General features: G+C 40.7%; 20 protein-coding genes, 1 tRNA gene and 1 riboswitch. Of the genes, 9 read left to right on the top strand and 12 right to left on the bottom strand.

Features of this window, described 5'->3' with window-relative positions:
- Positions 1 to 90: 90 nt before the first annotated feature.
- The 3 genes from kynA (at position 91) to AAEM60_RS08550 (ending at position 1,895) form a co-directional block, all read left to right on the top strand.
- Positions 91 to 930 carry a tryptophan 2,3-dioxygenase gene (gene kynA, locus AAEM60_RS08560; RefSeq protein WP_341357817.1) on the top strand — a complete coding sequence of 280 codons (840 nt, stop codon included), beginning with the start codon at positions 91 to 93 and terminating at the stop codon, positions 928 to 930.
- A 215-nt stretch (positions 931 to 1,145) separates the two neighbouring features.
- On the top strand, positions 1,146 to 1,346 hold the full coding sequence (locus AAEM60_RS08555) for a cold-shock protein (RefSeq protein ID WP_034763568.1): 201 nt from the start codon (positions 1,146 to 1,148) through the stop codon (positions 1,344 to 1,346).
- A 105-nt stretch (positions 1,347 to 1,451) separates the two neighbouring features.
- Positions 1,452 to 1,895 carry an SACOL1771 family peroxiredoxin gene (locus tag AAEM60_RS08550; RefSeq protein WP_299740371.1) on the top strand — a complete coding sequence of 148 codons (444 nt, stop codon included), beginning with the start codon at positions 1,452 to 1,454 and terminating at the stop codon, positions 1,893 to 1,895.
- A 52-nt stretch (positions 1,896 to 1,947) separates the two neighbouring features.
- On the opposite strand, the gene AAEM60_RS08545 is transcribed toward AAEM60_RS08550, so the two are convergent.
- Positions 1,948 to 2,277 carry a DUF3243 domain-containing protein gene (locus AAEM60_RS08545; RefSeq protein ID WP_341357816.1) on the bottom strand — a complete coding sequence of 110 codons (330 nt, stop codon included), beginning with the start codon at positions 2,275 to 2,277 and terminating at the stop codon, positions 1,948 to 1,950.
- A 171-nt stretch (positions 2,278 to 2,448) separates the two neighbouring features.
- On the opposite strand from AAEM60_RS08545, the gene AAEM60_RS08540 reads away from it, so the two are divergent.
- On the top strand, positions 2,449 to 3,915 hold the full coding sequence (locus AAEM60_RS08540; RefSeq protein WP_341357815.1) for an aldehyde dehydrogenase family protein: 1,467 nt from the start codon (positions 2,449 to 2,451) through the stop codon (positions 3,913 to 3,915).
- Positions 3,916 to 3,952: 37 nt separating this feature from the next.
- Here AAEM60_RS08540 and AAEM60_RS08535 read toward each other — a convergent pair whose 3' ends face one another.
- Positions 3,953 to 4,990 carry a ribonucleotide-diphosphate reductase subunit beta gene (locus AAEM60_RS08535; protein ID WP_299740365.1) on the bottom strand — a complete coding sequence of 346 codons (1,038 nt, stop codon included), beginning with the start codon at positions 4,988 to 4,990 and terminating at the stop codon, positions 3,953 to 3,955.
- A gap of 19 nt (positions 4,991 to 5,009) precedes the next feature.
- Complete coding sequence (locus tag AAEM60_RS08530; protein ID WP_341357814.1) at positions 5,010 to 7,256, bottom strand: ribonucleoside-diphosphate reductase subunit alpha; 2,247 nt, start codon at positions 7,254 to 7,256, stop codon at positions 5,010 to 5,012.
- 145 nt (positions 7,257 to 7,401) lie between these two features.
- Positions 7,402 to 7,583, bottom strand: a riboswitch (cobalamin riboswitch).
- Positions 7,584 to 8,251: 668 nt separating this feature from the next.
- On the opposite strand from AAEM60_RS08530, the gene AAEM60_RS08525 reads away from it, so the two are divergent.
- Both AAEM60_RS08525 and AAEM60_RS08520 read left to right on the top strand, forming a co-directional pair.
- Positions 8,252 to 9,028 carry a SurA N-terminal domain-containing protein gene (locus AAEM60_RS08525; protein ID WP_341357813.1) on the top strand — a complete coding sequence of 259 codons (777 nt, stop codon included), beginning with the start codon at positions 8,252 to 8,254 and terminating at the stop codon, positions 9,026 to 9,028.
- Between the two features lie 126 nt (positions 9,029 to 9,154).
- Positions 9,155 to 9,331, top strand: a complete 177-nt coding sequence (locus tag AAEM60_RS08520) for a hypothetical protein (protein ID WP_181778144.1) — start codon at positions 9,155 to 9,157, stop codon at positions 9,329 to 9,331.
- Between the two features lie 44 nt (positions 9,332 to 9,375).
- Here AAEM60_RS08520 and gndA read toward each other — a convergent pair whose 3' ends face one another.
- Positions 9,376 to 10,788, bottom strand: a complete 1,413-nt coding sequence (gndA, locus tag AAEM60_RS08515) for an NADP-dependent phosphogluconate dehydrogenase (protein ID WP_299740358.1) — start codon at positions 10,786 to 10,788, stop codon at positions 9,376 to 9,378.
- A 162-nt stretch (positions 10,789 to 10,950) separates the two neighbouring features.
- On the opposite strand from gndA, the gene AAEM60_RS08510 reads away from it, so the two are divergent.
- A complete protein-coding gene (locus AAEM60_RS08510; RefSeq protein WP_299740356.1) occupies positions 10,951 to 11,811 on the top strand; it encodes a MurR/RpiR family transcriptional regulator in 861 nt (286 codons plus the stop codon).
- Positions 11,812 to 11,857: 46 nt separating this feature from the next.
- On the opposite strand, the gene AAEM60_RS08505 is transcribed toward AAEM60_RS08510, so the two are convergent.
- From AAEM60_RS08505 to AAEM60_RS08490, 4 genes are all read right to left on the bottom strand, one after another.
- Positions 11,858 to 12,148, bottom strand: a complete 291-nt coding sequence (locus AAEM60_RS08505; RefSeq protein ID WP_299740355.1) for a nucleotide pyrophosphohydrolase — start codon at positions 12,146 to 12,148, stop codon at positions 11,858 to 11,860.
- 95 nt (positions 12,149 to 12,243) lie between these two features.
- Positions 12,244 to 13,398: a thiolase family protein gene (locus AAEM60_RS08500; protein ID WP_299740353.1), complete on the bottom strand. Its 1,155-nt coding sequence runs from the start codon at positions 13,396 to 13,398 to the stop codon at positions 12,244 to 12,246.
- Positions 13,399 to 13,412: 14 nt separating this feature from the next.
- Complete coding sequence (locus AAEM60_RS08495) at positions 13,413 to 14,558, bottom strand: acyl-CoA dehydrogenase family protein (RefSeq protein ID WP_299740351.1); 1,146 nt, start codon at positions 14,556 to 14,558, stop codon at positions 13,413 to 13,415.
- Positions 14,559 to 14,672: 114 nt separating this feature from the next.
- Positions 14,673 to 15,440, bottom strand: a complete 768-nt coding sequence (locus tag AAEM60_RS08490) for a 3-hydroxyacyl-CoA dehydrogenase (RefSeq protein ID WP_341357812.1) — start codon at positions 15,438 to 15,440, stop codon at positions 14,673 to 14,675.
- Positions 15,441 to 15,623: 183 nt separating this feature from the next.
- On the opposite strand from AAEM60_RS08490, the gene AAEM60_RS08485 reads away from it, so the two are divergent.
- Positions 15,624 to 15,749 carry a hypothetical protein gene (locus tag AAEM60_RS08485; protein WP_299740347.1) on the top strand — a complete coding sequence of 42 codons (126 nt, stop codon included), beginning with the start codon at positions 15,624 to 15,626 and terminating at the stop codon, positions 15,747 to 15,749.
- Positions 15,750 to 15,911: 162 nt separating this feature from the next.
- Here AAEM60_RS08485 and AAEM60_RS08480 read toward each other — a convergent pair whose 3' ends face one another.
- A complete protein-coding gene (locus tag AAEM60_RS08480) occupies positions 15,912 to 16,112 on the bottom strand; it encodes a cold-shock protein (RefSeq protein ID WP_034763533.1) in 201 nt (66 codons plus the stop codon).
- A 341-nt stretch (positions 16,113 to 16,453) separates the two neighbouring features.
- Between AAEM60_RS08480 and AAEM60_RS08475 the strand changes: the two genes are divergently transcribed.
- Complete coding sequence (locus tag AAEM60_RS08475; protein ID WP_187443334.1) at positions 16,454 to 16,627, top strand: hypothetical protein; 174 nt, start codon at positions 16,454 to 16,456, stop codon at positions 16,625 to 16,627.
- A 230-nt stretch (positions 16,628 to 16,857) separates the two neighbouring features.
- Here AAEM60_RS08475 and AAEM60_RS08470 read toward each other — a convergent pair.
- From AAEM60_RS08470 to AAEM60_RS08460, 3 genes are all read right to left on the bottom strand, one after another.
- A tRNA-Val gene (locus AAEM60_RS08470) sits at positions 16,858 to 16,929 on the bottom strand.
- A 428-nt stretch (positions 16,930 to 17,357) separates the two neighbouring features.
- Entirely contained in the window at positions 17,358 to 19,343 is a 1,986-nt protein-coding gene (locus AAEM60_RS08465) for a TRAP transporter permease (RefSeq protein ID WP_299740343.1), read from the bottom strand.
- The gene (locus AAEM60_RS08460; RefSeq protein ID WP_299740341.1) at positions 19,330 to 19,848 is read right to left on the bottom strand and encodes a DUF1850 domain-containing protein; all 519 of its coding nucleotides are present in this window, start codon (positions 19,846 to 19,848) and stop codon (positions 19,330 to 19,332) included. Before AAEM60_RS08460 ends, AAEM60_RS08465 begins: the two co-directional genes overlap by 14 nt.
- Positions 19,849 to 19,851: the final 3 nt, after the last annotated feature.

Raw genomic sequence — 19,851 nt, 5'->3', positions numbered from 1 at the left:
ATTTCCCCCTCTCATTCAAGAAATCAATATATAGAAAGAAAATTTCTTGCATCACTGTTCGAAGCAGACGAAAGGAAAGGGAGAATTGATATGGTAAACAACAAGGAAACAATGGGGAATGAAGATGTATTCACAGACTTTATTAATAAAATGACCTATGGTGAGTATCTTGGTCTGGATACGTTACTCCATAGTCAGAAACGATTATCCGGTCATCATGATGAAATGTTATTCATTATCATTCATCAAGTAAGCGAGTTATGGATGAAATTGATTCTGCATGAAATCAAAGCTAGTATCACTTCCATTCAAAAAGGAGAACTTTCTCCTGCATTTAAAATGTTGGCACGTGTTTCAAAGATTCAATCACAAATCATTCATGCATGGGATGTCCTATCCACACTTACTCCTTCAGAGTATGTACAATTCAGGGACAGCCTTGGACAAGCCTCAGGATTTCAATCCTATCAATATAGAATGATCGAATTTGCTCTTGGGTACAAAACGAAACATGTACTGGAGATTTATAAGAAAGATCCTGAGTTATTAGCCCAACTAAAAGAGGCATACGAGGCCCCTTCCCTATATGATGTTTCCATCCATGCCCTATCAAAAGCGGGCTTACCCATTCATGAAGATGTACTTCTTCGGGACTACAAGAAGCCTTACGAGGAAGATCAGACTGTATTGGATGCATGGACAGAAGTCTATAAGCATCCCGATCAATATTGGGATTTATACGAATTAGCCGAAAAATTGATCGATATTGAGGATTGGCTTCAACAATGGCGTTTCAGACATATGAAAACCGTGGAACGGATCATCGGGCATAAAATGGGCACGGGAGGATCAAGCGGAGTAGGCTATCTAAAAAAGGTTCTGGACCACCGGTTCTTCCCTGAGCTGTGGAATGTGCGTACGAATCTTTAAAAATAAATGACGTAATATTCACACATTCTATCAGCGTATTTTTATTTCCATCATTCGTTAGGGTTGCCTTTTATATGGTTACCTGATATTATGTAAGAGAATTATTTTTGTTCGGAATGGAAGGATAGACAAAGTTTTTAAAGCTTTTCGCCTTGAAGTTACATGAGCAAGAATAGTAATACAATTGTGTGGAGAACACACGAGGAGGTAACATTATGTTAGAAGGTACAGTTAAATGGTTTAACGCAGAAAAAGGTTTCGGATTCATCGAGCGCGAAGGTGGAGACGACGTGTTCGTACACTTCTCAGCTATTCAAGGCGAAGGATTCAAAACTTTAGAAGAAGGTCAAAAAGTTTCTTTCGAAATCGTTCAAGGAAACCGTGGCGACCAAGCTGCTAACGTTACTAAAGCATAATTTATGCTACCCAGGAAGACCCTACTCTGTAGGGTCTTTTTTCTTTGCCCTTATCTATTAAGGCGTTTACAATAGTCTTATCTTTAAAACTAGGAGGCTATAATTTTGACTCGACACTCTTTTCATATCACGACTGATTGGCCAGGTTTACGAAACGATGTAGGAACCTTGAGCTCAGAAAATTTACATATAAACATATCCATCCCTCCAGAAATGGACGGCCCTGGGATTGGAACAAATCCTGATGAAATGCTTCTGGGTGCTGCAGCTACATGTTATATCATTACACTAGCCGCAATGCTTGAACGAAGCCACATCGGGAAAACTGGCTTAACGATGACATCTGAAGGAATTGTAGAAGTGGAAAAAGGCGTTATTACGTACAAAGAAATCATTCATCGTCCTGTCTTGACATTAATCCCCTCCCATACAGAAAAAGACATCTCCCTCGCTAAAAAACTGATGATGAAAGCCGAGCAGTCTTGTATGATCACCCGTGCAATCAAGGGAAATGTCATTGTTAGTGTTGATCCCACCCTTCTTCTATAAAAGTCAGAAAAAAGGGCACCCAAGCGGATGCCCTTACTTATATTCAATTCGATTATGATTCAGCTTGAACAAGCTTCACTAACATATGGGAAAGCATATGCTGCTCTTCCTCGTTACCCGCTTTCCATAATTCATATAATAACTTCTCTTCCCTATTCTTTGGCTCTTCATGTGCAGCAAGATAGTCTCCCACTTTTTGGGCTGCCTTAGCTTGCTGCTCTTCATTCATCCCTAACTTATCCGCTAAGGAAACTTTATTACCTAAGTATTGTTTGAAATGATCAAAGTTTGAAAGGATATCCTCTTTTTTGTCCTGAGACATATTGTCTAACGTACTGTCAACTTTCGACTCCATTTTTTCTTCTGTAGAATGATTTGCCATGTAAAACCTCTCCTCTCATTCAATCTAGTATGTATATTCCCACTACCGGGAGAGTTAAACATTTATTTTCATATTTTTGGTAATGGAAGCTCCAACTCTCTGCTTCTTGTTTAAGCAATTTCTCCAGAGTGTATACAATAAAGTGGAACTGAATAATGAGGAGGACGAATCATGAATACACAATTTGATAAACTATTCATTAATGGAGAATGGGTAAAAGGAAGCAGTGAGAATATGATTCCCAATAAAAACCCATTCGATGATACAGAGCTTGTTTCCATTAAAGCTGCCAGTAAAGAAGATCTCGACACCGCATATAAATCAGCACAAAAAGCACAAGAAAGCTGGGCGAGGGAACTTCCTCAAGTAAAAAGAGAAGTGATGGAAAAAGCTGTTCGAGTCGTCGAAAACAATCAGGAGTTGATCATCGATTGGCTCATTAAAGAGTCTGGCAGCACATACATGAAAGCGGCAGGAGAAGTGAAAGTTTCCATTAATAGTATGAAGGAAGCGGCAACCTATCCTTACAGAATGGAAGGGAAAATCCTGCCTTCTCAGGTGCCCGGGAAAGAAAACCGTGTCTATAGAGAACCGCTGGGGGTTGCGGGAGTAATCAGCCCATGGAACTTCCCTTTCCATTTAGCTGTACGCTCAATTGCAACGGCTTTAGCAACCGGAAATGGTGTTGTGGTTAAACCAGCTACCCACACTCCTGTGACAGGCGGACTATTATTTGCGAGCATCTTTGAAGAAGCGGGACTGCCAAAGGGATTACTTAATGTAGTCGTCGGAAAGGGATCAGAAATTGGGGATGATATCGTCACTCATCCGATTCCACGTTTAATCTCCTTTACAGGTTCCACTGAGGTGGGACGTCGGATAGGTGAGCTCGCAGGAAAGAACCTCAAGAAGACTTCTCTTGAGTTAGGTGGGAATAACGTCTTTATCGTCTTGGATGATGCAAATCTTGATCAGGCTGTTGAATCTGCCCTATTCGGTAAGTTCTATCATCAAGGACAAATTTGCATGTCCATAAATCGGATCATGGTTCAAAGAGGCATTTACGATAAATTTATCGAAGCTTTTGTATCTCGTGTAAAAGAACTAAATGCAGGAGATCCTTCACATAAAACAACCCATATCGGCCCTTTAATCGATCAAGATCAAGTAGACCGCATTCTGAAGGATATTGAAAGCAGCAAGGAACAAGGAGCGGAAGTTGTATTAGGAGGCAACGCTGATAAAAACTTATTGCAGCCTACCGTATTAACCCACGTCACAAACTCGATGCCGATCTCGAAGAACGAAATCTTCGGACCTGTGGCCGCAATCATACCTTTTGAAGATGAAGAAGAAGCGATTGTACTTGCCAATGAACATCCTTATGGGTTGAGCGGGGCTGTACATTCATCCTCCATTGAGAGGGCGACGAATCTTGCACACCAAGTACAGACCGGGATGATTCATATAAATGATGAACCTGTGAATGATGAGCCTCATATGCCATTTGGCGGAGAAAAGGATTCTGGTCTTGGCCGCTTTAACGGAGTATGGGCCCTCGAAGAGTTCACAACCGTCAAATGGGTTGCCGTTCAGCACAAGAGAAGAGACTACGGGCCATTTATTGAAGAGAGATAATAAGAAAAGCGAGTCTTGATGACTCGCTTTCTTGTCTTTATAGTTCATCGAACCCATTAGCATCTGATGTCTTGGTATATTGCCTTGATTTTTGTTCAAAGAAATCGGTCTTCCCTCTATCCACTTCCTGATAAGCAATGATCCATTTTAGAGGATTCGATTTATACCCTTGGAATGGTTCTTCAAAGCCTAACTGTTTGGCTCTTTTATTCGCCATGAACTTAATATAATCTTCAAGGTCGCTCATTAACAGCCCATCAACGTGAGATCCGATGATTTCCCTTCCCCACTCTATTTCCAGGATAGCTGCCTGTTTGAAAGCATCATGTCCAAAGTCGCGCAGCTCTTCCGTATGATAAGAAGGGTTCTCGTTCAGTACTTCTTTAAATATTTTTTCAAATAAGCCAACATGCAGCTGTTCATCCCGATTGATGTAATTAATCATCGTAGAGGTCGCCACCATTTTTTGATTTCTGGCCAAATTATAGAAAAAGGCAAATCCGGAATAAAAGAACAATCCTTCTAGAATCACATCATAAATGATCGATTTTAATAGATTCGCAATGGTAGGAGATTCTACGAAGCCCTTATACCCATTCGTAATAAATTCATTCCGCTTCTTTAAGATTGGATCGTTCTTCCAGAAATCAAACACTTCATCCTGCTTCTTTTTTGACACGATACTCGATAATACATAGCTATAGGAATGATTGTGTACAACCTCTTGCTGTGCAAGAATGATCATCAGCGCATTCAAGCTGGAATCCGTCAGATAGTCTGCCACTTTACCGGCGTAATCTGTCTGCACACTATCAAGTAGAGCCAGTAAACCGATGATTTTTAAAAAGGACTCCTGCTCTCTCGATGAAAGATTCGGAAATTGTTTAATATCCTTTGCCATATTGATTTCAAAAGGTGTCCAGAAATTCCCGAGCATTCTCTTATATTTCGGATATGCCCATGAGAACCTGACATCATCCCAGTTCAATATATTCGAACTTTTCCCATTTACGATACCTGTTGATTTATTTGGTGCCTCTGAATCTATTAAGATTCGCTTCTTCAATCCATTCACGTTATCATCTTCCTCCCGGTTAGCTATGGCAGCTTTCACACTCTTCAAAATTCGAAACAGATGTTGATCTCACATAATAGGTCGTTTTCAACCCTGACTTCCATGCATCTAAATGAAGAGATAATAACTCTATCGCCTTGATATCATTTCGCACATACAAGTTAAACGATATTCCCTGATCTATATGACGCTGTCTCTTCTCATTTTGTTTAATACTCCAGTGCTGATCTACGTTATAGGCCGTTTTGTAATACCAGGTTGTCTTAGGTGATAAATCAGGGGCTGTAACAGGAATCTTATAATCTTTCTTTTCTTCTGAGTACTCTAATCTGAACAAAGGATCTATACTTGCTGTGGATCCGGCTATGATCGAGGTGGATGAATTAGGGGCGACGGCCATTAAATATCCGTTTCGTATCCCTTTAGTAGAAACTTCCTCCCTGAGTACATTCCACCTTGGTCCTGAATATCCTTTTTTGGAAAAATACTCTCCGGTGGACCAATCTGAACCGCTGAAATATGGATAAGATCCTTTTTCTATTGCTAATTCATGACTGGCTTTAATCGTGAAATAGGCAACATCCTCGTATAAGGAATCACAATAATCAACGGCTTCATCGCTCTCCCATTTCAACCCTTTTAAAGCAAGAAGGTGATGCCACCCAAAGGTTCCTAATCCAATCCCTCTATAGCGCCTGTTTGTCAGTTGGGCTTGCAGGACTGGAAGTTTATTTATATCAATGACATTATCCAGTAATCTTACTCCTATGGACACCACTCTTTCCAGCTCATCATCCATTACCGTTTTAGCTAAAGAAACAGATGCCAGATTACAGACGACATAATCTCCCGGAGATTTATAGGTAATGATTTTCCCGTCCTTTATGACCTCTTCTTCCATAATGGTCGCACTCATATTCTGGGCGATTTCCGTACATAAATTACTGCAGTAAATCATCCCCTTATGCTGATTGGCATTTAGCCGATTGACTGTATCTCGGTAAAACATATAGGGTGTTCCCGTTTCAAGCTGGGAAATCATGATCCGCTTGAAAATTTCAATCGCTGGGACCACTTCCCTTGAAAGGTCAGGGTTTTCTACACACTCCCAGTACTTATCCCTGAACGAGCCTTCTCCATCCTTTTCGTCATAGTAATCTTCCAGTGAAAAACCCATGCCTATTTTCACTTCATGAGGATCAAATAAATACCATTCCCCTCTTTTCTCCACTTGCTCCATAAATAAATCAGGTAAGCTGACACCTGTGAAGAGGTCATGAGTACGCTGCCTTTCATCTCCATTATTTAATCGCGTATCAAGAAAAGGAAAAATATCCTTATGCCATACATCTAAATATACAGCGATTGCTCCTTGACGCTGGCCTAATTGATCAACCGATACGGCCGTGTTATTTAATTGCTTCATCCATGGAATAACACCTGAACTTACACCCTTGAAGCCTTTAATATCACTTCCTCTGCTTCGGACTTTCCCTAAATAGATACCCAGGCCTCCACCGTTTTTACTTAATGTGGAAACATCTGTATTGCTGTCATAAATGCTCCTTAAATCATCTGCCACCGTATCAATAAAACAACTTGATAACTGACCATGACTTTTCCCCGCATTGGCGAATGTAGGGGTGGCTACCGTCATATACAAATTGGATAGTGCCCAATACGCTTCCTGAATGAGCGCCATCCGCTTATCACGCGGTTCGTTCATAAAGAGAGTCATGGCAATGATCAATAATCGCTCTTGTGGTAATTCAAGAATCTTTCCATCATGGGATTTTGTTAAATACCGCTCTGTTAATGTGACGATCCCTATGTAAGTAAACAATTGATCTTTAGATGAATCCATGATCGTTGCCAGGAAGTCTATATCTTCTTTTGTATAAGATTCGAGCAGGGCTGACGTATATAATTTCCGATCAGTCAACTCGTGAATTGATTTATTAAAGGAACTGTATAACTTGTCTTTTTCAATTCCCCTGGAATTAGCAACTGTACGATAAAGGTTTTTTAAATAAAGTGTTGCAGCCACATAGGTCCAATCGGGTTCATGGGCAGAAATACGTTCAACTGCAGTGAGAATCATGAAATGATAAAGCTTTTCTTTACTCAGTACAGACTGTCCGTTAGCATACATAAAAATCTTTTCATCGAATTCTTTAAAATGGAGCTGTGGAAAACGACTGTGGAGACTTGTTATAATCTCCTCTGCTTCCACTATTAGTCGCTGCTCTTGTGATACGATTGACATAAATATTCCTCCCAATTTATACAGTGTGGATAGGATTCAAAAAAGCCCATCCTTCAGAAGGATGGGCCTAATATATACGGAGATATGTACATAGACTTAAAGCCTATTACAATCCTCGCTTTATCCTCCCAATTCCCGAAGAAGATAACACGTGAATAAATAAGGCAGGTCTCCTGACTCATGCTTCACCCTACTCTAAGGCCTTCCCATCGTATAAGACAGTGGCAGTTCCTTATTTCGTCAGCACTTACAGTTGCGGGGACAGCTCCGGATTCACACCGGATTCCCTTTTAAGTCCATTCAGACACCCTATTCACAGGTTATAATCAATATATTGTTAAAATCATCAAACATAACACTAAATGTTGTGTTCTGTATCATCATAAACGATTAAAAATGAATTTACAAGTGGAACTATTCACTTTGTTTAGAAGTTGAAATCTTTTAATAGTATCACTCTATTACACTCGTAAAGTCAAGAGTTGTAATAAGTTGAACAGAAGGAAGGATAAATCCTTCCTATGAAATATGCTTATAATTATTATTTTCCATGAAAAGAATAGGAGAAGATTGAATACAACCTTCAAATGGACACTAGTCAGCCGACACCTTCCTACATGTTAGTTGAAGAAAATGTTCCCACTCTCTATAATTCAAATAGAAGGTTGTTTGACAGTATTCTTTGGTCCCCAATATTTTTTATTGGCTGTTTAAATGGAGAATGAACTCGATTTAAACAGCCTCTTTTTTTTAGTTCGGCTTTAATGTATGTGAAAATCCTCTTACAATTTCATTTCTACCCGGGAGCTTTCAGTTCAAATGTAACCGCATACACAATAGTGAAAGAGGGACCATATAAGCAATTTAATGTATTTCAACCTTATTACAATCAATACTTTTCAGCTTAAATACTTTCTTTTTACGGTTTTTTCATTTAAAATGCGCATTAAGTGATTTTTTTCGAAATCACACCTTAGTTCTGAAAGGAGTCTATTATGAAAAAATTATTAACGACTTTACTATTAGCATTACTAACGATTGGACTAGCCGCTTGCGGTTCGAACGAGGAGAGCCAAAAACAAGCTGAAGATAAAGCGAAGACAGAAGAAAAAAGCGATGGACAGGCTCAAGAGGAGCAAGCTAAGCAGATGGAAGAAATGCAGAAGAAAATGGATGAACAAAAGGTTGAAAAAGATAAGATCGTTGCCATTGTAAACGATGAAAAAATTAAAGGTGAAGATTTCAACAACGTATTGACTCAATCACAAATGCAGTATCAACAAATGGGTCAAGACCCGACAAGTAAAGAGGCAGCAAAGAAGATAAAAGAACAAACTATTGATAGTCTGGTTGGACAAACACTCCTTATGCAGCAAGCCGATGAAAAAGGATATAAGGCATCAGAAGATGAAATCAATAAACAACTGGAAGAAGTTAAAAAGCAGTACGGTGATGAAAAGAAGTTTGAAGATGCAATGAAAAAAGCCGGATTCACGATGGATGAGTTAAAAACTCAAATCGCTGAAAACATCAAATACACAAACTACGTTGAGAAAGAAATCAAAGTAGAAGAAGTCTCTGAAGAGGAAATGAAGAAGTTTTACGATCAGTACGCAAGTCAGCAAGGTCAGGGTGAATCAAAGGATGCACCAAAATTTGAAGAAGTTAAACCTCAGATCAAGACTCAGTTAGAACAACAGAAAAAACAAGAAAAGCTTGTTCAACACGTAGAAAATTTAAAGAAAAATGCTAAAGTCGATGTAAAAATCTAAAGCACCATTGTAGAAAGCCACCTGTATAGATAGGTGGCTTTCTTATGTTCTATTCCTCCCCGATGTTTTCCTCTCATCAAGAAGGGTATTGTACAACAACGACTCATTAAGGGAGGATGAAAGATAATGACAAAGAGAGCCAATGACAATCCAGAACAAATCAATAAAGATCATGACGGCATTCTTGATCAGCATGAAAGTGAGCAGAATGTGGACCCAATTCCCCTCGATGACTTAAAAAAAGAGCAGCGGGACGAGAAAAATAAACATCATACGAAAGATGACTCATCAAGCAAAGAATAATACGTTAATCAAAAGCCCTGTGGGATTCCCACAGGGCACTCTTCTTATTTAGATAACCAATCCGTATGGAATGTTCCTTCCTTATCCACTCGCTGATACGTATGGGCTCCAAAATAATCACGTTGGGCTTGAAGGAGGTTGGCAGGGAGTGACTCTGAGCGATAGCTGTCATAATATGCTAAAGCACTCGCTAGACCTGGTACAGGGATACCTAATTTAATGGCTGTAGCCACCACTTCTCTCGCTTCCTCCTGATAGTTTTCTACGATTTCCTTGAAATATGGATCAAGAAGTAAATTCGTTAATCCCGGTTCACGATCATAGGCTTTCTTGATTTCTTCCAGGAAGCCTGCACGAATGATGCATCCACCTCTGAAAATCATGGAAATCTCGCCGGGCTTCAGGTTCCAGTTATACTCATCCGAAGCAGATTGAAGCTGGGCGAAACCTTGTGCATAGGAACAAATTTTGCTTAAATAGAGAGCTTTACGAATCATTTCGATAAACTCTTCTTTGTTACCGGAGAACGTTTTATTCTTCGGCCCTTTTAAAATCTTGCTTGCTTTCACACGTTCTTCCTTCATGGCAGAGATGAAACGGGCAAACACAGACTCAGTAATGATTGATAATGGTACACCTAATTCCAGTGCAGAAATACTCGTCCATTTCCCAGTACCTTTTTGTCCTGCTGTATCCAGGATCACTTCAACAAGGGGCTTTCCTGTTTCTTCATCCACCTTGGTAAAGATATCCGCCGTGATTTCAATCAGGTAGCTGTCCAGCTCCCCCGCGTTCCATTCTTTGAATATCTCATGCAGCTCTGTTGCATTTAAACCTAAGACATTTTTCATGAGATAATACGCTTCACAAATAAGCTGCATATCACTGTACTCAATTCCATTATGGACCATTTTCACATAATGGCCAGATCCGTCAGGACCGATATATGTACTGCACGCGTCGCCTTTAACCTTTGCAGCAATCGCTGTTAAGAAAGGCTCGATTAAGTCATAAGCTTCCTTCTGACCGCTAGGCATAATAGCAGGACCGTATAAAGCCCCCTCTTCACCGCCGGAAACTCCTGCTCCAATGAAGTTGATCCCTTTCTCACCCAGCTCCTTATTTCGGCGAATCGTGTCTTCAAAGTATGTATTTCCTCCATCAATCAGTATATCCCCTTCATCTAAGTGAGGAAGTAAAGATTCAATGGCTTTATCGGTGATGTTACCGGCCGGAACCATGATTAATATTTTTCTTGGTGTTTCTAATGACTGGACGAATTCTTTTACATCGTGAGTTCCGACCATTTTCTTCCCTGTATGCTCTTCAAGGACTTCTCTAACCTTCTCATCAGATACATCATATATAGAAACTGAATAGCCTCTGCTTTCGAAGTTTAAGGCCAAACTCTTTCCCATCACTCCAACACCGGCAACCCCTATTTGTTGTTTTGTCATCTATTGATCATTCCTTTCAAATCGAGTAAATATATTTTCACCGTATATATTATAATACGAAATAAATTTCCCGTGGTGGATTTTTATGAAATAATATTTTTTTATTTTGTTATTTAGGTTAAAATTATTTTCATCAGTATCTAATGTATAAGGAGGTTATTCATGAATACCGATGATAATGTACAGCATTGCTTGCCACGAATCCGTTCCCATTACTCACAATTCAGTGAAAAAGAAAAGATGATTGCAGATTTTATTATTGCTAATCCTGAAAAAATTATCCACTCTACCATTAGTGGTGTAGCAGAGGACCTGGGGGTTGCAGACGCTACAGTCTTCCGATTCTGTAAGCGATTAGGCTTTAAGGGCTACCAGGCTATGAAAATTTCCCTGGCTTCTGACCTTGTAACGCCAATTAAAGATATTCATGAAACGATCAATGAGGAGGACTCTGAAGGAGTTATTGCCCAAAAAGTGTTCCGTTCTAATATTAGGACCCTTGAGGATTCTTCCCGTATGCTGGACGAGGGAATGTTCACGAAAGCCGTTCAAGGGATGCTGAGTGCCAGAAGAATTGAATTTTACGGAACGGGTGGATCTGGCTTTGTTGCCATGGATGCTCATCATAAGTTCCTTAGAACCGGGATGACCACTACGGCTTACAATGATTCTCATATGCAGCTTATCTCAGCTTCTCAATTAACAGAAGAAGATGTGATTGTATTTATCTCTCATTCTGGATCGAACAAAGATCTATTGGAAGTGTTGGACGTAGCGAAGAAGAATCGGGTAACGACCATTGCCATTACTCACTTGGCCAAATCCCCTTTGAGCAACGGGGTCGACATTCCTCTTTTTACAGTATCTCAAGAAACCGAATATCGATCTGAAGCACTTGCTTCAAGAATCAGTCAGCTCAGTATTGTGGATGCCCTCTACGTCAACACCATGATGAAAAGAAAAGAACTGTCGAAAGACTCTTTGCTAAAAATGCGTGACGCGATTTCCATTAAGAAAATATAGTAAGAAGTAAAGGGACGTACCTTTACTTAAGGTCCGTCCCTCATCATTACTTCGGATACTTCAGGGCATTCTTTTCAAGCTTTTTATACACCTCTTCTTCTAAGTCGATATCCATTTTATCAGCCAGTTGGACTAAATAAATCAGGACATCAGCCATTTCTTCTTTAATATTTTGATGTGTCGTTTCCACTGCTTCCCGGCTTGTTTTCCATTGGAAATTCTCCAGGAGTTCATTTGCCTCTAGTGAAATGGAAATGGCCAAATCCTTTTCGTTGTGATTGGCATCCCAGTTTCGTTCATCCCTGAATTCAATGATTTTTTCATACAGTTGTTTCATCTTGTCTCTCCCATTTGCCTATGATCTTTTACCACTTCTTAACTATAACACGGGTGGCACAAAGATTGTGACAGGGAAAACCGACTTTCTTGAGCTTAAACTTCCAGTCTTTCAATGATTGTTGCATTTGCCATCCCATGGCCTTCACACATCGTTTGAAGGCCGTATCTTCCTCCAGAACGCTCCAGCTCATACATCATGCTTACCATGATGCGTGCCCCGCTGGCGCCTAATGGATGCCCCAGGGCGATCGCCCCCCCGTTTGGATTCAGTTTGGAAGGGTCGGCTCCTATCTCTTTTAACCAGGCAAGGGCAACAGGTGCGAATGCTTCATTCACTTCGAATATATCTATTTCCGCCAATGACAATCCTGCTTTCTCCAGGGCTTTCTTCGTTGCAGGTATAGGTCCGGTTAACATGAGGGTAGGATCAGACCCGACCACCACGCGGGTATGAACCTTAAATCTTGCCTTCAACCCTAATTCTTCAGCTTTCTCACGAGTCATTAAAAGAAGTGCGGCAGCCCCATCACTAATTTGGCTTGCATTACCTGCATGAATGATACCATCTTCTTTAAATGCAGGTTTTAAATTTGAAAGCACATCCATCGACGTTTCCTTTCTTGGTCCTTCGTCTTTAGAAAACGGAATTACAGTTCCATCCGGAAGGTTAACCGTCAACTCATATATTTCCCGGTCGAAATAACCAGCCTCTTGAGCTTTTAACGCCTTTTGATGACTTAAAAATGCGAACTGATCAAGCTCTTCACGACTGAATCCGTACTCTTCAGCAATCCGTTCTGCAGATAAACCCTGGTGGATGATTTCGTGTTGACCTCTAAGTTTTTCACTAAAGGGAGCACCCTGATAGTTTGAACCGATTGGCGTTCTTGACATATTCTCCACCCCGCCAGCGATCACGATATCCATGTCGCCGGAAAGAATGGCTTGTGACGCAAAATGGACAGCCTGCTGGCTCGAGCCGCATTGTCGGTCGATTGTCGTACCAGGCACTTCGATTGGAAAACCGGCAATCAATGCAGCCACCCTGGCAATATCACCAGCCTGCTCACCTGATTGAGTAACACAGCCTAATATGACATCATCGATAAGCCCAGGGTCAATCCCGGCTCTCTTCACTAACCCATTCAGCACTTCCCCAGCTAAATCATCGGGCCTCATATCTTTCAACGAACCCTTTCGTCTGCCAACCGCAGATCGTATTCCTTCTACGATAACAACCTCTCTCATCCTGCTCTTCCTTTCTATAATCCAAGATTCTTCGCTATGATCACTTTCATGATCTCATTTGTCCCTGCATAAATACTGGCAACAGGAATATCCCTGTATCTTCTCGCAATTTGATACTCTTCCATGTAGCCGTATCCACCATGAAGCTGCATGCATTCAGTGGCGATTTGCCTTGCCATTTCAGTCAATTTATATTTGGCCATGGAAACCTTCGTCACGACATCTTTCCCATCCATATGTTCGGCGATCAAACCATCGAGGAATACCCTGCCCATCTCAATATCCGTCGCCATTTCCGCTATCTTAAATTGTGTATTCTGAAATTCACCAATTGCCCTTCCGAACGCTTGACGGCTTTTCACATAATCCATCGTAAGAGAGAACATTTCTTCTGAAGCAGTCTGAGCAGCAATCGCTACGATAAGACGTTCTTGCTGGAGCTTATTCATCAGATATTGAAATCCTTTGCCCTCTTCCCCAATCAAATTATCTTTCGGCACCTTGCAATCCTCAAAGATCAGCTCGGCTGTATCTTGACAGTGCAAACCAACTTTCTCAAGCTTCCTTCCCCTGGAGAATCCGGGTGCATCCCTTTCGATAGCCAACAAACTAATACCCTTGTGAGGCGGACTGATAGTGGTATCTGTTTTACATGCCACAATCACTAAATCCCCCTGTATACCATTTGTGATGAAGGTCTTTTGACCATTCACAATATAGTGGTCCCCCTCAAGCTTAGCCGTCGTTTTAATCCCGGCTAAATCAGATCCTGTACCAGGTTCTGTCATGGCAATGGCGGTTATCATGTTTCCACTCGTGCATTCAGGAAGCCACTTTTTTTTCTGTTCCTCACTTCCATATTCAGATATATACGGGACTACAATGTCACTGTGCAATCCTATCCCGATCAGACCAGAACCCACCCGTTCCAATTCTTCATTGATAATGACGGAAAATCCCCAATCCACTCCGCTTCCACCGTACTCTTCGTCAACGTCGGGACAAAGAAACCCTTTTTCTCCCATTTTCACCCAAAACGACCTGGGCACCATTCTGTTTTTCTCCCAATCATCATAAAAAGGATAAGCTTCTTTAAGTAAAAATTTTCGAAGTGCCTGCCTGAATATGCTATGATCCTCCGTTAAATAAGGATGTTTCATACTTACTCGACCTCTTTTCATACGGGATGCCCTTTATTAAGCGTTTTCATTTACATGAAAATGAATGAACATGCATTCACTTAGTGGTTTACATTTCCCCATAGTTTCAAATGGTTACTTAGGCTGCATTCTAATCGCCCCGTCCAATCGGATCGTTTCACCGTTCAGCATTGGATTTTCGAGTATACTCTTCACTAATTGAGCATATTCAGAAGGGTAACCGAGCCTTGGGGGAAAGGGCACCATTTTCCCAAGCGAATTTCTTGCTTCATCCGGCAGAGTGTCAAACATCGGGGTATGAAATAACCCTGGCGCAATCGTCATGACTCTGATACCATCCCTTGCAAGCTCCCTGGCAATCGGAAGTGTCATCCCGACCACTCCCCCCTTTGATGCACTATAAGCAGCCTGACCGATTTGCCCGTCAAATGCCGCAACTGAAGCTGTATTGACGATAACTCCTCTTTCCCCATGCTCGTTTGGAGTATTTCCCATCATCCTCTCTGCAGCCAAACGAATCACATTGAACGTACCAATTAAGTTAATCTCAATTACCTTGGAAAAGCGATCAAGAGAGTGAATCCCTTTTCTTCCAACCACTTTCCCTGGTGGAGCAATCCCTGCACAATTCACTACTGTATTAAAACCGCCAAAAGCCTTTATCGACCCTTTCAAGGCTTTTAACACCTGATCTTCCTTTGTAACGTCTGTTTTATAAAATCCAATGGATTCTCCATACTCCTCTTTCAAGGCAGTTGCTCTCTCTTCATTGAGATCCAGTATATACACCTTACCACCTTCCTCAATGATCCTTCTTACTGTAGCTTCCCCCAGTCCGGATGCACCACCTGTCACTAAGGCGACTATTTCTTTCATTTCCACTATCAATCCCTCCACTCATGTAAAGCATATATTATAATTTTAGCGTTGTATGGAGAAAAAAGATATAATGTTTTTAAAATTCTGTCTACTCAAAACCCCTTCCCTTACTTACCAAGGATAACGAAATATCACTTGTAAAGAATAAGAATGAAACAACCATTAACAATTTAGGAGGAAACAACGATGACTAATAAAAATGATAATCGTGAACGAAAAAATAAATACCCAAACAACAAAAAAAGCGATACTGAATTCTCGAAAGAACTCAATATTCGCAGTGAAATGACAAAGAAAGATTTAGGAAAATAAATAGCAGGAAATGTGAAGGAAGCTGTTTTTACAAGTGTCCGGTTTCATTGGGGCATACCCGACTGACGTGCATCGGTTCTTTTATTTAGCCCGGGTCATTTAAATATCTCCATAAAAAAACAGACTCACGAATGAGTCTGTTTTTGGAGTTGTAAAGTTAGATTATGCTTTACGTACGTTAGCTGCTTGTGGTCCACGAGCACCTTGTTCTACGTCGAAAGATACTTCTTGACCTTCGTCAAGAGATTTGAAACCTTCACCTTGGATCGCTGAGAAGTGTACGAATACGTCGTCTCCACCTTCTACTTCGATGAATCCGAAACCTTTTTCTGCGTTAAACCATTTTACTTTACCATTTTCCATGTTTGTTGCCTCCTAAAGTGCGTTACACACAATGTATTACTATTCTTGCGATATCAGGTGAAAACCAAATCTTGTTCTTCCCTCGTATACCGGACAAAAATAATTCTTCTATAGAATAACAGTAATGAAACAAATAAGCAAGTTCTTCAAGGAGAAGTTTTGAAAGTCAGACCTCTTGAGACAAACTTCCCCCATCAAAGGGTTTCTTGGTATGACTAATGAATACTGCCCTTATGCCCTTTAAAGCGCTAACAATATTTTTATCAAGATTTATCACTAATGGGAGTCTAAAATGAAGGGTAACCTGTGGTATAATAAGAGAATATGAAAGGGAGTGCCCAATGAAATCCACAAAAAATCGGTTTAGTAATGGCGCAATGGTTACGATAAAGGAAACTGGCGAAACAGTGACAATATTGAAATGGCAATACGTTAAAAACATGAAGCGATACTCATATATCGTAAAAGAACATCCCGGCACGTTTTATTTTGAGGAAGAATTAGAAGTCAATTAAAAGAATTGATCATATCATAATATGATTTTGGCAAGGACTCTTACGTGAATTCCAACAGAGTCCTTTTTACTTGCCTCTTTTCACAATATTTGTGGTAGTTGATTTCCGCTGCAGGAAGCTCGCTTTCCTCGGCGCTGACCTTTAACTCTGAGAGTTCTTTATAAAAGACTGATCTACATATAAAAGAAGAAAGCCTGCACCTTAAATAAGGTGCAGGCTTTCTTTATGTATGACCTGTGAGGGATTCGAACCCACGACCCCTTCCCTGTCAAGGAAGTGCTCTCCCACTGAGCTAACAAGTCGCAATGGAAGGTATATATTAAATTATAGTCATAATGGGAAAAATGTCAATCATTTTTTTGTTCTATACATTTTTCTTCTGGGAATCCATGTATAGAAGAACATTCGTTCGCATATACTATGAGTATACTTCCAGGAGAGGAGTTCAAAAATGTATACGGTATTACATCGCTCATTCATGGACCAACGCCCCATTGAAATAATCTATATGAATCCTGAGTCCATTTGTACGAAAAGAAAAATCATAGTAAAAAAAATCGATGGGGACATTATTCTGGCCTATTGCTTTTTACGAGAAGCGTTTCGCCGATTCAGACTACATGATATTTTGGCCGCTTATCCCCTTCTTTGTTATGAGAAACGAACTATATCCTAGTTGGTAACTAAAATACAAGAGGCTGACCCTATAAAGGGCCAGCCTCACGTTTGTTTATGCTGTTGCTTTCGTTGGTGTTTTGTCTTCCCTTTTAATGAAGAATTGTAAAGCCAACATTACACCGAACAGGATTAATCCTAAGATATCTGTCATGCCCTCTGGATAGATCAGCATTAATCCAGCTGCTACACAAAGAAAACGTTCTATAATATACACTCTTCGGTACCAATATCCAATCATACCTGCACCAATGGCCATCATTCCCGTAATGGCGGTAAATACAACCCATAATAATTCAGGGATTGTTGTATCAATCATAAGCAACTCAGGAGACAGTACGAACATATACGGAATGATAAAGGCGGCAATCGCTAATTTGGCAGAATTGACCCCGGTCCGTATCGGCTCCCCTCCTGATACCCCTGCGGCGGCAAATGCTGCAAGAGCCACTGGTGGCGTGATATCTGCGATGATACCAAAGTAAAAGACAAATAAATGAGCCGCTAACTCAGGTGCACCTAACAGGATGATCGCAGGTGCCGCGATTGTGGACGTGATTACATAGTTGGCCGTTGTTGGTGATCCCATTCCCAACACAATCGATGCAATCATCGTAAACACCAATGTCAGGATTAATTTACCTTCTGTTGAATTTGTTAAGTCTGCAGCAAGGTCAACCAAACCATTCGCAAGTGTAAGGCCTAATCCGGTTTTCGTCACTACCCCGACAATCATCCCTGCAGCAGCAGTCGCTACAGCTACGGAAAGAGCAGTCCGAGCACCATCTACTAGTGCGTCGACTGCATCTTTAAAGCCAATCCTTGTCTCTTTTCGAATCGCACTAATCACGATTGTAGCAACAATTGACCAAAGTGCTGCACGCATAACACTCATACCACTGACTAATAAAATAATGACCGTAAGAATCGGCATTAATAAGTAGATTTTCTTTAAAACTTCTTTACGATTCGGCATTTCTTCGTCTGAAAGTCCCCGAAGACCGATGCGCTTCGCTTCAAAATGAGTCATAATCCAAATTCCTGTGAAATACAAAAGAGCAGGAATGGTGGCAGCCTTTGCAATATCCCAGTAAGAGATACCACCGATGAATTCAACCATTAGGAATGCTGCAGCTCCCATGATTGGGGGCATTAACTGGCCACCCGTTGATGCTGCTGCCTCTACTCCACCTGCAAACTCTTTACGATAGCCAAGCTTTTTCATCATTGGAATCGTAAAGGAACCAGATGTTACAACGTTCGCAACGGAACTTCCGCTGATCGTTCCTTGCAATGCACTCGAGAATATGGCAACCTTTGCAGGACCACCAGTGCGTTTACCGGCGATCGCAACAGCCAGATCATTAAAGTATTGACCCACGCCGGTTTTAACGAGGAAGGCACCGAATAACAAGAACAGGAAGATGAAGGTTGCTGAAACATATAATGGCGTTCCAAGAATCCCTTCACTTGTGAAGAACATCGTTTTAACGATATCGTCCCAATCATAGCCTCTATGTGCCAGGAATCCAGGCATCAATCTTCCATAATACATATAGAGAATGAATGAAGAGGCAATAATGGTGATGGGCAAGCCGACAGCACGACGGGTTGCTTCTAATACTAAGATCATCGCAGCAAAACCAACATAAAAATCAAGCGATGTCATTAATCCGACTCTGCTGACAATGTCGTCCTGCATAATCGGCCAATACGCTCCAATTCCGACAGATATGATAGAGAGAACGACATCATACCAAGCCACTTTATCTTTACGTAAATTTTTCTTTCTTGCCGGGAATAACAGAAAGACAAGTGATAAAGCGAACCCTAGATGTATGGATAATAATAATTGTCTAGGGATGAATTGAAAGATTGATGCTACTAATTGAAATAATGAAAATGCTAATAAACCAAAGAATATAACCCATTTGAACAGTCCATGATGCAGCTTTCTCGTTGATGATTCAGGATCATATTTTTCTAGTAGTTCTTGTTGTTGTTCGGAGGTTAATGATTCGAATTCTTTATCTTTTTCCAACAACAGTCACTCCTTTCCACTGATCATAAAGTGATTGTTTCTTTAATTGTACCCGAACGACAGACCCTTTATCGAAATAGTCGGCTAAAGGATAGGCCTTACCATCAACCACGAGTCGATGATTGGCAACTACTTGCCCGATTCGGATATCAATGTACGGAAACACTTTATTCATATTTGAAATTAAGTATTTTCCTTCCTTTGTTACTTCAAAGTGTTCATTTCCTTCTGCATTTGCAGGCATGCCAATGGCAGTATCCTCATAAAGTAGCTTTGTTTGTTGAATTTGATCTGTAGATTGGCGATAAAACTCTTCTACTTCTGAGAGATGGATAGAATGAGTGTAACGAACCGAAAATGTATGATCATCAGGTAGTCTGAAATTGACAGGATCACCCTCCGTACTCCTCGGTTCGATTACCAGATATGTTTGAAAGGGAATAAAAGTGATGAATAAAAGAGCAAGAATAATGAGAATTGTTCCTATGAATGTAATTTTCTTCATAAC

It is taken from the genome of Rossellomorea sp. y25, from assembly GCF_038049935.1.
In the GTDB taxonomy this organism is placed as follows: domain Bacteria; phylum Bacillota; class Bacilli; order Bacillales; family Bacillaceae_B; genus Rossellomorea.
Note: the sequence above shows the minus strand (reverse complement) of the source record. Positions and strands in the feature narration are given on the sequence as shown.

Bases quoted from the DNA above. Each gene is read 5' to 3' on its own strand.
- kynA (WP_341357817.1), top strand. From the start codon at position 91: ATGGTAAACAACAAGGAAACAATGGGGAATGAAGATGTATTCACAGAC.
- AAEM60_RS08555 (WP_034763568.1), top strand. From the start codon at position 1,146: ATGTTAGAAGGTACAGTTAAATGGTTTAACGCAGAAAAAGGTTTCGGA.
- AAEM60_RS08545 (WP_341357816.1), bottom strand. From the start codon at position 2,277: ATGGCAAATCATTCTACAGAAGAAAAAATGGAGTCGAAAGTTGACAGT.
- AAEM60_RS08540 (WP_341357815.1), top strand. From the start codon at position 2,449: ATGAATACACAATTTGATAAACTATTCATTAATGGAGAATGGGTAAAA.
- AAEM60_RS08530 (WP_341357814.1), bottom strand. From the start codon at position 7,256: ATGTCAATCGTATCACAAGAGCAGCGACTAATAGTGGAAGCAGAGGAG.
- AAEM60_RS08525 (WP_341357813.1), top strand. From the start codon at position 8,252: ATGAAAAAATTATTAACGACTTTACTATTAGCATTACTAACGATTGGA.
- AAEM60_RS08520 (WP_181778144.1), top strand. From the start codon at position 9,155: ATGACAAAGAGAGCCAATGACAATCCAGAACAAATCAATAAAGATCAT.
- gndA (WP_299740358.1), bottom strand. From the start codon at position 10,788: ATGACAAAACAACAAATAGGGGTTGCCGGTGTTGGAGTGATGGGAAAG.
- AAEM60_RS08510 (WP_299740356.1), top strand. From the start codon at position 10,951: ATGAATACCGATGATAATGTACAGCATTGCTTGCCACGAATCCGTTCC.
- AAEM60_RS08505 (WP_299740355.1), bottom strand. From the start codon at position 12,148: ATGAAACAACTGTATGAAAAAATCATTGAATTCAGGGATGAACGAAAC.
- AAEM60_RS08500 (WP_299740353.1), bottom strand. From the start codon at position 13,398: ATGAGAGAGGTTGTTATCGTAGAAGGAATACGATCTGCGGTTGGCAGA.
- AAEM60_RS08495 (WP_299740351.1), bottom strand. From the start codon at position 14,558: ATGAAACATCCTTATTTAACGGAGGATCATAGCATATTCAGGCAGGCA.
- AAEM60_RS08485 (WP_299740347.1), top strand. From the start codon at position 15,624: ATGACTAATAAAAATGATAATCGTGAACGAAAAAATAAATACCCAAAC.
- AAEM60_RS08480 (WP_034763533.1), bottom strand. From the start codon at position 16,112: ATGGAAAATGGTAAAGTAAAATGGTTTAACGCAGAAAAAGGTTTCGGA.
- AAEM60_RS08475 (WP_187443334.1), top strand. From the start codon at position 16,454: ATGAAATCCACAAAAAATCGGTTTAGTAATGGCGCAATGGTTACGATA.
- AAEM60_RS08460 (WP_299740341.1), bottom strand. From the start codon at position 19,848: ATGAAGAAAATTACATTCATAGGAACAATTCTCATTATTCTTGCTCTT.